The 234-nt window shown below is 47.9% G+C and carries 1 protein-coding gene; it reads right to left on the bottom strand.

Features of this window, described 5'->3' with window-relative positions; genetic code table 11:
• The coding region (locus tag NE558_RS14335) for a hypothetical protein (RefSeq protein WP_256150846.1) at positions 1-215 on the bottom strand (215 nt) is incomplete at its 3' end.
• Positions 216-234: the final 19 nt, after the last annotated feature.

Raw genomic sequence — 234 nt, 5'->3', positions numbered from 1 at the left:
AGTTGTTCTTCCAGTAGTTTCCGTTCCTGGTCTTTTGCCCTGGTCTGTTCCTGGTCTGCCCTGGCTTTCCATTCCTCGGCTTGGCTGATAGCTTCGGAGATTTGAGAGTCTTTCTTCTGTGACTGCTGTGTTATCTGGCTGATATGACTTTCCAGTTCTGCTATCTTCTGCGACTGCTCTTCTATCAAGTAGCTGTCTTGCTCTTGCTCTTTCATCAGCTCCTCTATTCTCTGC

The organism is Anaerotignum propionicum (genome assembly GCF_024461735.1).
In the GTDB taxonomy this organism is placed as follows: Bacteria; Bacillota; Clostridia; order Lachnospirales; family Anaerotignaceae; genus Chakrabartyella.
The sequence above is the reverse complement of the archived record's forward strand: the minus strand, read 5'-3'. Positions and strand labels throughout refer to the sequence as shown.